The 12,494-nt window shown below is 50.1% G+C and carries 13 protein-coding genes; 7 read left to right on the top strand and 6 right to left on the bottom strand.

Annotated elements, in window-relative coordinates; all coding sequences use genetic code 11:
* Positions 1-3: 3 nt before the first annotated feature.
* The 3 genes from BCM14_RS14770 to BCM14_RS14760 form a co-directional block, all read right to left on the bottom strand.
* The gene (locus BCM14_RS14770) at positions 4-1,194 is read right to left on the bottom strand and encodes a YeeE/YedE family protein (RefSeq protein ID WP_106228821.1); all 1,191 of its coding nucleotides are present in this window, start codon (positions 1,192-1,194) and stop codon (positions 4-6) included.
* Between the two features lie 134 nt (positions 1,195-1,328).
* Complete coding sequence (locus BCM14_RS14765) at positions 1,329-2,324, bottom strand: M23 family metallopeptidase (protein ID WP_106228820.1); 996 nt, start codon at positions 2,322-2,324, stop codon at positions 1,329-1,331.
* Positions 2,325-2,329: 5 nt separating this feature from the next.
* Positions 2,330-2,761, bottom strand: coding sequence for a bactofilin family protein (locus tag BCM14_RS14760; protein ID WP_106228819.1), 432 nt, complete (start codon positions 2,759-2,761; stop codon positions 2,330-2,332).
* A gap of 247 nt (positions 2,762-3,008) precedes the next feature.
* On the opposite strand from BCM14_RS14760, the gene BCM14_RS14755 reads away from it, so the two are divergent.
* Positions 3,009-3,794, top strand: coding sequence for a hypothetical protein (locus BCM14_RS14755; RefSeq protein ID WP_106228818.1), 786 nt, complete (start codon positions 3,009-3,011; stop codon positions 3,792-3,794).
* Here BCM14_RS14755 and BCM14_RS14750 read toward each other — a convergent pair.
* Genes BCM14_RS14750 through BCM14_RS14740 form a run of 3 tightly spaced genes read right to left on the bottom strand, consistent with a single transcriptional unit; the run spans position 3,788 to position 6,410 of the window.
* A complete protein-coding gene (locus BCM14_RS14750; protein ID WP_106228817.1) occupies positions 3,788-4,537 on the bottom strand; it encodes an SDR family NAD(P)-dependent oxidoreductase in 750 nt (249 codons plus the stop codon). The two genes, BCM14_RS14755 and BCM14_RS14750, sit on opposite strands and share 7 nt — an antisense overlap.
* Before the next feature lie 23 nt (positions 4,538-4,560).
* Positions 4,561-5,568, bottom strand: coding sequence for a transketolase family protein (locus tag BCM14_RS14745; RefSeq protein WP_106228816.1), 1,008 nt, complete (start codon positions 5,566-5,568; stop codon positions 4,561-4,563).
* On the bottom strand, positions 5,565-6,410 hold the full coding sequence (locus tag BCM14_RS14740) for a transketolase (protein ID WP_106228881.1): 846 nt from the start codon (positions 6,408-6,410) through the stop codon (positions 5,565-5,567). The genes BCM14_RS14745 and BCM14_RS14740 overlap by 4 nt, the downstream gene beginning before the upstream one ends.
* A gap of 107 nt (positions 6,411-6,517) precedes the next feature.
* On the opposite strand from BCM14_RS14740, the gene BCM14_RS14735 reads away from it, so the two are divergent.
* The 6 genes from BCM14_RS14735 to ccoP all read left to right on the top strand — a co-directional run bounded on the left by BCM14_RS14735 (position 6,518) and on the right by ccoP (position 12,492).
* The gene (locus BCM14_RS14735; protein WP_259673661.1) at positions 6,518-9,001 is read left to right on the top strand and encodes a heavy metal translocating P-type ATPase; all 2,484 of its coding nucleotides are present in this window, start codon (positions 6,518-6,520) and stop codon (positions 8,999-9,001) included.
* A 9-nt stretch (positions 9,002-9,010) separates the two neighbouring features.
* A complete protein-coding gene (gene ccoS / locus BCM14_RS14730; protein WP_106228815.1) occupies positions 9,011-9,169 on the top strand; it encodes a cbb3-type cytochrome oxidase assembly protein CcoS in 159 nt (52 codons plus the stop codon).
* 87 nt (positions 9,170-9,256) lie between these two features.
* Positions 9,257-10,714, top strand: coding sequence for a cytochrome-c oxidase, cbb3-type subunit I (gene ccoN, locus BCM14_RS14725; protein ID WP_106228814.1), 1,458 nt, complete (start codon positions 9,257-9,259; stop codon positions 10,712-10,714).
* 13 nt (positions 10,715-10,727) lie between these two features.
* Positions 10,728-11,381: a cytochrome-c oxidase, cbb3-type subunit II gene (gene ccoO, locus BCM14_RS14720; protein ID WP_106228813.1), complete on the top strand. Its 654-nt coding sequence runs from the start codon at positions 10,728-10,730 to the stop codon at positions 11,379-11,381.
* A gap of 17 nt (positions 11,382-11,398) precedes the next feature.
* Complete coding sequence (locus BCM14_RS14715) at positions 11,399-11,566, top strand: cbb3-type cytochrome oxidase subunit 3 (protein WP_106228812.1); 168 nt, start codon at positions 11,399-11,401, stop codon at positions 11,564-11,566.
* Positions 11,563-12,492: a cytochrome-c oxidase, cbb3-type subunit III gene (ccoP, locus tag BCM14_RS14710; RefSeq protein WP_106228811.1), complete on the top strand. Its 930-nt coding sequence runs from the start codon at positions 11,563-11,565 to the stop codon at positions 12,490-12,492. The genes BCM14_RS14715 and ccoP overlap by 4 nt, the downstream gene beginning before the upstream one ends.
* Positions 12,493-12,494: the final 2 nt, after the last annotated feature.

The following is a 12,494-nucleotide window of genomic DNA, read 5'->3' as shown; positions in this document are numbered from 1 at the left end:
GCTCTAACAAGCGCCCAGTTTGGGCGTTTTTTCGACTGCTAAATCAAACCAGGGTCGGATTCTTACACCGACTGCGCTGCCGATGAATGCCGCAACCAACCAAAGCCAGCCGTGCACGCTGCCTGAAATAATCGCGCTGAAATAAGCTCCGATGTTGCAGCCGTAGGCTAAGCGTGCACCAAAACCCATCAGTGTTCCGCCCACTATCGCCGCGAGCAGCGATTTAAAAGGGATATGCCAGGCGGGCGCAAACTTGCCTGCAGCGCAAGCTGCCACGACCGCGCCCAACATGATGCCGAAATCCATCATGGACGTCACATCTTGAGTGAGCGCGTTGGTAATGACTTGAGGTGTTTTGGCAAAGTATGCCCACTTTGTGACCTCAACGTCGAACAGGTACAGAAACTTTGAGCCCCAAAGTGCAAAGGCTGAGGTAATCCCCCACGGCTTTCCCGCGAGTGCAAGTGTGGCAAAGTTCAAAATGACTAAGGCGACTGCGCCCCAGATCATTGGCCAAGGCCCGTGAAATAAAGAGGCTTTACCTCCCTCAATATAGGCGATCGGCTGCAGCTTACCGTGTCGCTTTTTCTCTGCTGACGAGGTCAACCAGAAAATAGCGGCGAACGCGATCAAATTGGCTGCCAACGAGGGCCCAAGGCCCCAAGATTTAACAAACGAGAACGGAGCTAAAGCGGGCAAGGTAGACCACCAGCCAAAGGTATAGGCGCCCAAGACCGACCCGATAATAAAAAACAACAGCGTCACAATCATTCGAGTGTTACCACCGCCCACAGCGAAGAGAGTGCCCGAGGCACAGCCCCCGCCCATTTGCATCCCGATCCCAAAAAGGAAAGCGCCAATGACCACGGACATCCCAGGCGGTGAGACGTTGCCAGTGATTGGGTGACCGAACAAGCTACCTTGACTGAGAAAGGGGAAAAACAACAGGACACCGATAGCAAGCATGATCATTTGTGCTCTCAATCCTGCAGCCTTGCGGTCAGCTACAAAAACTCGCCAGGCGTGGGTAAAGCCAAAGGAAGCAAAATAAAGAGAAATTCCCATCAAACCACCCACGATCCATAGCGCAGCCTGGGTCATGCTGACCGTTTGCGAGAGATAAATGGCACCAGCTGCTAAAGCGGCAAGTGCTGCCAGCATCGGTTTGCGATTAACGACTACGGAGTTCAACATATTGTGTTTGTCTTGTTTAGCGATGGGATTGATGCATTTAATCCGCAAAATGCCGGCGGATTAGCGCGAAGAGGCTTAATTTACAATATTTGCGGGCTGACGGTGCTGCGCCGTTAACAAGCGAGGCTTGACGCTTAGCGACTTAAGCCGATGAGGACTTTGCTGGGATCAATCGCCTTGCTGTCTTTGATCACTTCAAAATGCAGGTGAGGGCCCGTAGTCCGGCCTGTGCTGCCGGACTTTGCGATGAGTTGCTGATACTCGACGGAGTCGCCCGTTTTAACCAGGAGCTGGCTTGCGTGGGCGTAGCGTGTGATGAATCCATCGCCGTGATTAATGAGTACCTCGTTACCGTATTCAGGATCCCAGCCAGCTTTTTCGACGACGCCAGCCCCCGATGAAAAAATGGGTGTGCCCGCTGACGCTTGAAAATCTAGACCAGTGTGTCTGCTCAAAGAATTAGTGATGGGATCTATCCGTGTCCCGAAAGGGCTGGATACAAATACGTTGTTATTAACGGGGATGGTGATGGGCTTGTGAATTAGCCATGCTATTTGTTGATCCCATCGAGCTGCGGATTCGATAATGAACTGGTTTCTTTGTGTCAGTTCTTCTAGTGTCTCTTCAAGCACGACCGGAAGATCTGCACCTGTTGGTGTTTTTGGTTCTGGACGAAACGGTCCGCCCAAGCCGGTATTTTTTTGCTTTTCGTTTAACAAGGCAGGGGGGGTTGCAATGGCAGTTAGTTTGCGATTGGCGACTTCTAACTCTTTAACTTTTTGAAAACTGATGTCTGCTTGTCTTTGAATCTGAATCAGCCGATCTTTCATGGCTTGCTGTGTTGCGTCAGCTTGTTTTCGCGCCTCCGCTAAGCGTGCGTGGTAGAGCTTATTAAGATTGGCAATCTCGTTTTGAAGACTCTCGACTTTTGTCGTGCGATGCAGATTGACTGGTTCTGATGTCAAGCTGAAATCAATTCTGAGTGCCAGACGAGCCCGCACATATTCGACGATGATTCCGAAACTGATCAGAGCCATGGTGGCGACTATTAACCACATGGCGAGGGTCTTTTTTGTCAGGTTGACGCTTTTGATTTCGCCAACGGAGCTCGATACCCAGAATATCTGCATGGCGCTTACAAAGTAATTTGCTGTGTGGTTTGAGCGATGAGCTGGACAGCTGCATTCTCTTGCTCGGTTGTTTCAATGGGGCTGAGCTTGCCGGTCACCCTCGCGCCGACTTCAATACCGACCGAGCCAAAAATAATGTCGCCTTCTATTTCTGCAGTCTTCAAGATTTCGACGCGGGCGGTTGAAAAAATATTCCCTTTGAGCCTGCCAGAGATGATGACGTGGCTGGCGCGTACGTCGCCGATCACCATTGCGCCTTCAGCCACCGCAACGGTCGCCGTCTCGCTGTCTGCCTGAAAGATGTTGCCGTTGACGTAACCGTCTACACGGATGGCCTGGCTGACCAGGAGATTGCCCTCAACCCGCAGCGATTGACCAATAATGGTATCAAAGCGCTCAATTGAATTGCCAAGTTTGTTGTTTTTTGGACCAAACATCGGATTAGCCTCAGTGGTTGACAACAAAAATCGTCCGGATGGGCAGTTTAAGCGCAGAATAGTTACAAATTGTTATTTTTTTTATGCATGTAATACAAAAAAGATCGTTGATTTCATTGAATATCTTCAAGTAATTTGTGAAGATATGTTCCTAATTAGTTGCTTGTTATAAAACTTTTTAGTATCTTCTCGAAGAGGCAATTTGACCGATGCGTTGAGAAAAAATTGAAACTTTGTAACAAGTTCGATGACCGATCAAGCTAAAACAGGGCATTCAGGAAGGCAAGAGGCCAAGTTTCGCCAATTGGTTTATTTGTTGGCTTTCATCATCAGTCTCTGTTTCTTTCTGCAATTACTAAGCATGCTCGGGTTATCACCCGACTATTTCCAGTGGTTCTCCTCATTAACAAACACCCCATGGTCTTTTGTGGTCTGGATAAGTTTATCGGCAGCGATGATGTGGAGTTTCGTCAAGTTCTGGCGGGCAGACAAAGGGGATTTACCAGAGATACGAGAGATTGCTTTTGACTTACTTCGAGCTTATCTCAGCGAACAGGTCACGTATGCTTTGGCGCGCAATAAGGCGCGTAAAGAAATCTTACCGACCTTCTATGACCAAGTGCTTTGTGGATTCGACGTGAGTCTGAAATACGCGATCGGCGGTTTACCGATTAAAACCAAAGCGCAGGTAACTGACATAACAGTTAATCCTGAACGCGATCCGTCGCGCCCGACCGGTTATTGGACTGGGACATTCAGATTTATATGTCGGGTTCAATGGCCGGCGCACAAGGATCCGAAAAAAACGGTTCAGCCTTACCTTCGAGATCATGCCGTACCGGTTCGCTTAGCTTTTGTTGTCTCAAAAAAACACACCGAAGCCTTCAAGAAAAAAAGTATTCAGCTGGCCTATTTTGGTCGACCAACAGGTCGCGTGTTTCAGAACGTCACCCTTACGTATATCCTCTGCGTGGCGACCTTGGCATGCAGTTTGACGGGCTTGGCTGCATCGTCTCGCTGGGTTTTTCAATGAATCAGCATGCCACCGTTAACGTCGAGAGTCATGCCTGTGCAGTACTTCGACAGCGAACTCGCAAGAAACGTCACGCAGCCTGCAATGTCCGATGGCTCGCCAAGGCGATTCATCGGTATTTGATCCAGGATATGCCTCATTTTGTCATCCGGGATTAGTCCTTTCATGATGTCTGTCTCGATGAGGCCAGGTGTCACACAGTTAACCCGAATCCCATCAATCCCGAACTCTCTCGCCATCGCTCTGGCAAGACCCAGCACGCCGCCCTTTGCCGCAGAATAATGTGGCCCACCGACGATGCCACCACCCCGCTGGGCGGATACTGAAGAGATGCAGATGATTGAGCCAGACTTGGCGGCTTGCATAGCCGGCAGCACGGCTTGCGACATATACAAGCTGCCGCGAAGGCTAACGTCCAGCACTGCTTCGTAATCGGCAATCGAAATGTCGACGGTTTTGCGTGGTTGGGTAATGCCGGCGTTATTCACCAGTACATCGACACGACCAAACTTAGCGAGCGCGGTCTGCACGGCCCTTTCGCATGCGCTTTTATCGGTTACGTCTGCAACGATGCCTAAATGTTGCGCGCCGATGCGTGCCGCTGCATCTTCTGGGTGAGCACGAGCTAAATCAAGAATGACAATACTTGCACCTTGCTCGGCCATCATTCGCGCACTCGCAAAACCCAGGCCGTTTAGCCCAGCACCACCAGTAATAATTACAACCTTGTCCTTAAGAAGCATTTTTTTAGTCTCCGGAAGTTTTATCAATTAAGCCAATTTTTTATACGTGCGACGAGCGTTTCGCTACTGATGCCGTAACGATCGTGAAGCGTAGGTAGAGCGCCCGCGTCAAGAAACGCATCAGGTAAACCAGCCAGTTGGAATCCAGCCGGTTGAACCTGATGGCGTAACAATGTGCTGGCGACGGCTTCGCCCAAACCACCGATCACTGAATGGTTTTCAGCGATGACTACTAATCTCGGCAGACTGCTCACGGCCTGAAGAATTGACGCTTCGTCCAGGGGTTTGATGGTTGGGCAGTGCATGACGGCTACGCTGACCTTATCGTTGGCTAGCGATTTAGCGACCTCAAGCGAACGCATGGTCATAAAGCCGCTTGAGATGATCAGCACGTCATTGCCTTCACAAAGCATTTTTGCTTTGCCCAGCTCAAACCGATAATCGTACTCATCAAGCACCAACGGCACGCTACCTCGTAATAAGCGCATATAGACAGGGCCGTTATGCTCGGCGATCTGCGGCACCGCTTGTTCTATATCTAGCGCGTCACAGGGATCTACGATCGTCATGCCCGGTATGGCCCGCATCATGGCGAGGTCATCGGTCGCTTGATGGCTAGGGCCGTAACCGGTCGTGAGACCCGGCAGTGCACAGCAGATTTTCACGTTGAGGTTTTCTTCGGCAATGACTTGATGCACAAAATCGTAGGCACGCCTTGTACCAAACACGGCGTAAGTGGTTGCGAAGGGCACAAAGCCTTCTTTGGCCATGCCGCCAGCAGCGCCCATTAAAAGTTGTTCGGCCATGCCCATTTGAAAAAATCTGTCTGGATAGGCTTGGGCGAATAAATGAAGGTCTGTATATTTTGCCAAGTCAGCGGTCAGGCCGACGATGTCATGTCTTGTTTCACCCAGCTCGACTAATGCTTTGCCAAACGGGGCCGCCCGTACCCGTTGACCTTCAGACGCAATCGATGCAATCATCGCTGAGGTGGTTAAGCGGGGTTTTGCAATGCTCTTGGGCGCGTTCATATTGATGATCCTGCTTGTTGAGCGTTGTCTAGAATCTCAAGGGCATGCTGCCACTCTGGTGGGTCAACGCGGATGAAATGGTTTTTTTCACGCTGCTCAAGAAATGGCACGCCTTTGCCCATCAAGGTATCAAACAAAATAACGCGTGGCATATTGCCTGCTGCTGAACGAGCAATATCAAACGCCTTGATGACGGCCGGTAAGTCATTGCCGTCTATTCGTTGAACATGCCAGCCAAACGCTGCCCATTTATCCGCGAGGGGTTCGAAGCCCATCACCTTGCCCGAATGCCCATCTGCCTGTTGGTTGTTGATGTCGATCAGACAAATCAGATTGGACAGACCGTGGTGGGCTGCACCCATGGCGGCTTCCCATGTCGCACCTTCATCCAGCTCACCATCAGACATGGAGTTATAGACAAAGGCACGGTTGCCCTTGAGTCTTAAGCCTAATGCCATGCCGACTGCGATGGGTAGCCCTTGACCCAGGGAGCCACCAGACATTTCCATCCCCGGGGTATAGGTGGCCATGCCCGACATGGGCAAGCGGCTGTCATCGCAGCCGTAGGTCTCAAGCTCGCTCTCTGCAATGATGCCGGCTTCGATGAGGGCTGCGTAGAAAGCGATAGCGTAGTGACCATGGGATAACAGAAAACGGTCGCGTTGCTCCCAGGCAGGATCATCGGCTCGAAAGCTCAAGGCGTGACCATAGGCCACCGCCAGTACGTCTGCCCAACCGAGAGCTTGGCCGATATAGCCTTGGCCTTGGACTTCGCCCATCCGTAACGCGAATCGACGGATTCGATAGGCGACCTGACTTAATCTATTGATTAATTCTTGCATATTGTCTCGATTTTTTGAGTGAAGGGCTTCGGCCATTTCTATTTTTATTCCATATAAACCTAGAGTACAACTCTGATTTAGTATAAAAGGGAACAAAGGTTAGAAGAATGCTCATCGAAACAGGTGTCTGCATGCGCAAGCCCAATCAAGCTATGACAAACTGCCCACCTGATTACCTCTGCTATCACTGCTCCAGTCCAATCGCTCAACCTGAAGCCTTGGAAGAAAATTTGGCTGGACACCTGCGTTATTTCTGTTGCCCGGGTTGCCTGGCTATTGCAAAGACGATTCATGGCGAGGGACTGGATATTTTTTACACCAGACGACGCGAAGCTAATGCCAAGCCTTCATCAGCGCTTACCGACGATCAGATTTCTGAAAGACTCTTAGCGTATGACGACCCGTCGTTACTGAGCCGGTTTACTCGGCCTGCGGCAAACGAGGATGATATTGAAACCACTCTCAAGCTGGAGAAAATTCGCTGTGCTGCGTGCGTGTGGCTTTGTGAGAATCATCTTCGCAAACAACCAGGTGTGAAAGATATTCAAATCAATTACGTTACTCAAAAAGCCAGAATCATTTTCACGCCCCGCGTCATTCACTTGTCCACTTTGCTGTTTGAGATCGAGCGAATTGGTTACGAAGCTTGGCCCTTTGAACCTTCGTTATCGTTTGAAAAGGCAAGAAAAGAACGTCGTCAATTGCTAGCACGGCTCGGTGTCGCCTTACTTGGCATGATGCAAGTGATGATGTACGCCTGGCCGTCCTACGTTGGGACAGCGAATTTGACACCGGACTTCAACTCGCTCTTGGCGTGGACCAGTTGGCTGTTCACTGTGCCGGTCATGCTTTATTCGGCGGCGCCGATTTTTCGATCCGCCTGGCAAAGTATTGGTTTGTTCGTGACCAGTCGTCAACTGAATATGGATGTACCCATTGCGTTGGCTCTCGGCCTGGCGTTTTTTGTTGGAACCATCAACACCCTCTCGCGCGCTGGCCCCAGTTATTTTGATTCGATCACCATGTTTGTCGCCTTTGTACTGCTGGCGCGTTATGTTGAACTGCTTGCCCGGCAAGATGCTCAGAGCGGCGCTGAAGCGCTCGCCAAGCAATTGCCCGCAACGTGTGAACGCTATGTCGACTATCCGCTTTCGCCACAGATTCAGGTGGTCCCAGTTGTCAATTGTCGTGTTGGCGAGATCATTCGAGTCCGAGCGGGCGACGTAATCCCTATGGATGCCGTCGTACTGGATTCCGCCAGTTCAGTCAATGAGGCCTTGCTTACCGGTGAGTCGAAGTCGATTCAAAAAAATATGGGCGATCCTGTTTTTGCAGGCACGCATAACATCGTCAATCCATTGATTCTCAAGATCGTCGCGCTGGGTCAATCAACACGCATTGCCGGTATCGCCTCGCTACTTGATCAAGCCTTAGCAGCGAAGCCAGTCTTGCTCAGGAAAACCGAGAACTGGGCTGGCTTATTTGTTGTCCTGTTGATGTTCAGTGCTTTTTTGTCCGCGGCAGCTTGGTTATTCGTTGACCCGAGTCGATCGTGGACCGTGCTGATGGCTGTTTTGGTGGCGAGTTGCCCTTGTGCGCTGTCCCTCGCTATCCCTACCGCACTCGCAGCCTCGCAGGGTACCGCCACGAAATTGGGTTTGCTGATTGTGCGCGGTCATGTGATGGAGTGCATAGCGAAGGCGACTGACTTGGTCATTGATAAAACGGGAACCATCACGCTTGGCGAACCTGAACTGATCTCCATAGAAAATCTACGCGCTGGTCTCACTGAAGCAGCTGTGTTGTCGGTTGCTGCTGCCTTAGAGGTCGCGCAACAACATCCCTTGGCCGTTGCAATCTCACGCGCTGCGAGGGACCGTGACATTGCAACGGCGGTTTTGCAAGAGCCAGTCAAAAACTATCTTGGCCGAGGGCTAGTGTCTGGAAACTATCGGTTAGGTTCCTCTGACTGGCTCGGGCTAATGCCAGTCGACATGGATGGGCAGTATGGTCAAGTCCACTTGAGCGATGAAAATGGGAGAATGGCCAGTTTCATTTTTCTTGATCAATTCCGTCCTGGGCTTGCCGACTTGCTCGAGGCTGCGAGGTCTCGTGGCATCAACGTTCATCTAATTTCAGGTGATGATCCCGGGACGGTTTTTTGGTGGGCAGCGCATGTCGGAATCAAAACATACCGAGGGGCATGTAGCCCAGAAGACAAATATCAATACGTCCAGGCTCTACAAGAGGCTGGTGGGTTAGTGCTCGCGATTGGTGATGGGATCAATGACGCCCCTTTGCTTGCAAAGGCCAATGTGTCGATTGCAGTTGGGGCAGGCGCCCCCTTAGCTGTCGCCGGCGCAGATGCTGTTTTGACCAGCGGATCATTAGCGCCGCTATCAAAAATAATGAGACTGTCTCACCGCACGCGGTTAATCATCAAAATGAATCTCATTTGGGCTTGTGTCTACAACAGTGTGATGATTCCGATTGCCATGCTCGGTTTGATTAATCCCTGGATAGCGGGGATTGGCATGTCCCTATCTTCTTTGTTAGTGACCTTAAACGCCTGGCGTTTGAGAAAAGCGTAGACTGACCCAATGGAAAGCCTTTACATCCTCATTCCGTTGTCTATCTTGGTGATCGCTTTGATTGCCTGGGTGTTTTCTTGGGCAATTAAAAATGATCAGTTTGAGGATATGAAAGGGCCGGGCGAAGCGATTCTGTTGGACGACGATACCCCCAAGCAAGATCAGTGAATAGCCGACTGATTTACTTTGCTATACCGACCGGAAACTCAAAAGTAAAGTAATCTTTTTCCCATAGGTCAACCTAAAGGGGACAACATGGTTACTGCTGTAGACAACAGAAAAGAGTTTTTCAATTACAAAATTGTTAGCCAGTTTGCCATCGTCACAGTTATTTGGGGGATCGTCGGGATGCTTGTTGGCGTGATTCTGGCTGCCCAATTAGTGTGGCCTGAAATTACGTTTGATATCCCGTGGCTCAGCTATGGTCGCCTGCGGCCTCTTCACACCAATGCGGTGATTTTTGCCTTCGGCGGTTCTGCGCTCTTTGCGACCTCTTATTACGTCGTGCAAAGAACCTGTCAGGTGCGATTGTTCAGCGATAAATTAGCTGCTTTTACTTTCTGGGGCTGGCAAGCGGTCATTGTCTCTGCAGCGATCACTTTGCCCATGGGGCTGTCGACATCAAAAGAATACGCTGAGCTTGAGTGGCCCATCGATATTCTGATTACGATTGTCTGGGTCGCCTATGCCATCGTTTTCTTTGGCACTTTGATGAAGCGTAAAACAAAACATATTTACGTTTCGAACTGGTTTTTTGGGGCTTACATTTTGACGATTGCCATCCTGCATATCGTCAACAACATAGAGATGCCAGCAGGGTGGTTCAAATCCTACTCAGCCTATTCAGGCACCCAAGATGCGATGATTCAGTGGTGGTATGGTCATAATGCAGTCGGTTTCTTTTTGACCACCAGCTTTCTCGGCATGATGTACTACTTCATTCCCAAGCAGGCTGAACGTCCGATTTATTCGTATCGCCTGTCCATTGTGCACTTTTGGGCGTTGAACTTCACCTATATGTGGGCAGGTCCGCATCATTTACAGCTCACCTCGCTACCAGATTGGACGCAGTCCCTCGGTACAGTGTTTTCAATCATTCTGTTAGCACCATCATGGGGTGGCATGATCAACGGGATCATGACGTTATCGGGTGCCTGGCAAAAGTTGCGCCATGACCCCATTCTTAAATTCATGGTCGTGGCCCTGTCCTTCTATGGCATGTCGACATTCGAAGGGTCGATGATGTCGATCAAGACCGTAAATAGTCTGTCTCACTACACTGACTGGGTAATTGGTCATGTCCATTCGGGCGCGTTGGGTTGGGTGGCGATGATCTCGATCGGCTCTTTGTACTATCTGATCCCGCGCTTGGTTGGACAAAAAGATATGTACAGCAAGCAATTGATCGAGTTGCATTTCTGGATTGCAACGATTGGGGTTGTGATCTATATCGCTGCGATGTGGATTGCCGGCGTCATGCAGGGGCTCATGTGGAGAGCTTTTGAAGCGGACGGCACCTTAACCTACTCCTTTGTTGAAAGTGTCAAAGCAAACTTCCCGTTCTACCTGATCCGGTTGTTGGGAGGCTTGTGTTTCTTAAGTGGTATGTTGATTATGGCTTTTAACGTTTTCAAAACGGTCGCCTCTAAAAAGTTTATTGATGCGCCAATTCCCCAGTTGCCTGGGTCAACTCAAGCGCCCGTCGCGGCTTAATCGGGAGCAGAACATGGCAGAGCAAAAACATCCATTTTTTTCACATGCGACCCTTGAGCGCAATGTTGGCTGGCTCATCGCGGCAACGATCTTTGTTGTAGCGATCGCTGGTTTAGTACAGATCGTGCCATTGTTTTTTCAGCACTCTACAACTGAGCCGAGTCCAGGTATCCAACCTTATTCGGCGCTGAGACTTGCTGGTCGGGATATTTACCAGCGTGAAGGTTGTGTCGGCTGTCACTCACAACAGATTCGCACTTTGCGCTCTGAAGTTGAGCGGTATGGCCCCTACTCAGTTGCTGGTGAATCGGTTTACGACCATCCGTTCTTGTGGGGCAGTAAACGAACGGGTCCTGATTTGGCACGCGTGGGGGGGCGCTACTCTGATGCGTGGCATCAGGTTCATTTGAATAATCCGCGATCGGTTGTGCCTGAGTCCAATATGCCGTCTTACCCATGGCTGGCAGCAAACAAAGCTGATAAAGAGACGATTCAGGCTCATATGCAAGCCCTAAGAAAGCTAGGTGTGCCCTACAGCGATGACGACATCAATAACGCCTCGAAAGAACTAGAGAACAAAACTGAAGCCGATGCGCTGATCGCTTATTTGCAGGGATTGGGTATTAATCGTCGATATATGAAAATCGACGAAATAAATTCTAACTAACTGGCTGCTCAGCAAATATGCAAACTCTCGCCCCTTATCTTTCTGCACTATCAACTATTTTAGGCATTGTATTTTTTTTGGGTATCGTCTGGTGGGCGTGGTCAGCCAAACAAAAAGCCGCAAATGAAGAATCGGCCCGCCTTCCTTTCGAATTGCCTGATGAATTTATCAAGGATCAATCATGAGTGATTTTGTAAATGCTGGTTGGAGCTTCTACATCACAATCGTCACCCTCGTTGGTATCGCTTGTTGTCTTTGGCTTCTATTTAGTCAGCGCAAGATTGCCGTCGTGCTCAATCAAGATGGTTCAGTCGCCAAGGATACTGGTCACGTCTGGGATGGGGATTTGCGCGAGTTGAATAATCCCTTGCCGCGTTGGTGGATGTGGATGTTTGCCTTGTCTTGTATTTTTGGCTTGGCTTATTTGTATATTTTTCCGGGGCTTGGTTCGAATCCGGGTGCTTCGGGGTATTCGACACAGGGCGAATTGAAACAGTCCCTGATTATGGCGAACAGTGAACTTAAACCTGTTTACGACAAGTACGTTGCGATGTCGGTCGAGCAAGTTGCCGCTGACCCACAAGCGAAGATCATGGGCCAAAGACTTTATCTAAATAATTGTTCGCAATGCCATGGCTCTGACGCAGGCGGAGCAAAAGGTTTCCCTAATTTGACCGATCACGATTGGCTCTATGGCGGTGCATCTGAAAATATCAAAGAGACCATCACTCATGGTCGGGGTGGTGTGATGCCTTCTTTCTCTCACCTGGGGGACGAGGCAATCATTAATGTGACGCACTATGTTCGCAGCCTCTCTGGCTTGTCGTCGGACAGCATCAAAACGGCAAGGGGAAAAGCCGTTTTCAGCGATAACTGCACAGCCTGTCATGGCGCTGATGGTAAGGGTAATCAGATGCTTGGCGCGCCCAATCTGACTGACAAGGTATGGCTCTATGGTGGGACGCAATCGGCAATCCTCGAGACACTCAGAAATGGTCGTCAAGGCATGATGCCTGCCCAGGAAAATGTGTTAAGTCCTGAAAAAATTCATCTGCTCACAGCTTATGTCTGGGGTCTATCGAACAGCGAACCCCAAGCGGCGAAGAAGTAGCA

It is taken from the genome of Jezberella montanilacus (assembly GCF_003003055.1).
In the GTDB taxonomy this organism is placed as follows: domain Bacteria; phylum Pseudomonadota; class Gammaproteobacteria; order Burkholderiales; family Burkholderiaceae_B; genus Zwartia; species Zwartia montanilacus.
This window is presented reverse-complemented; position numbering and strand designations above follow the sequence as displayed.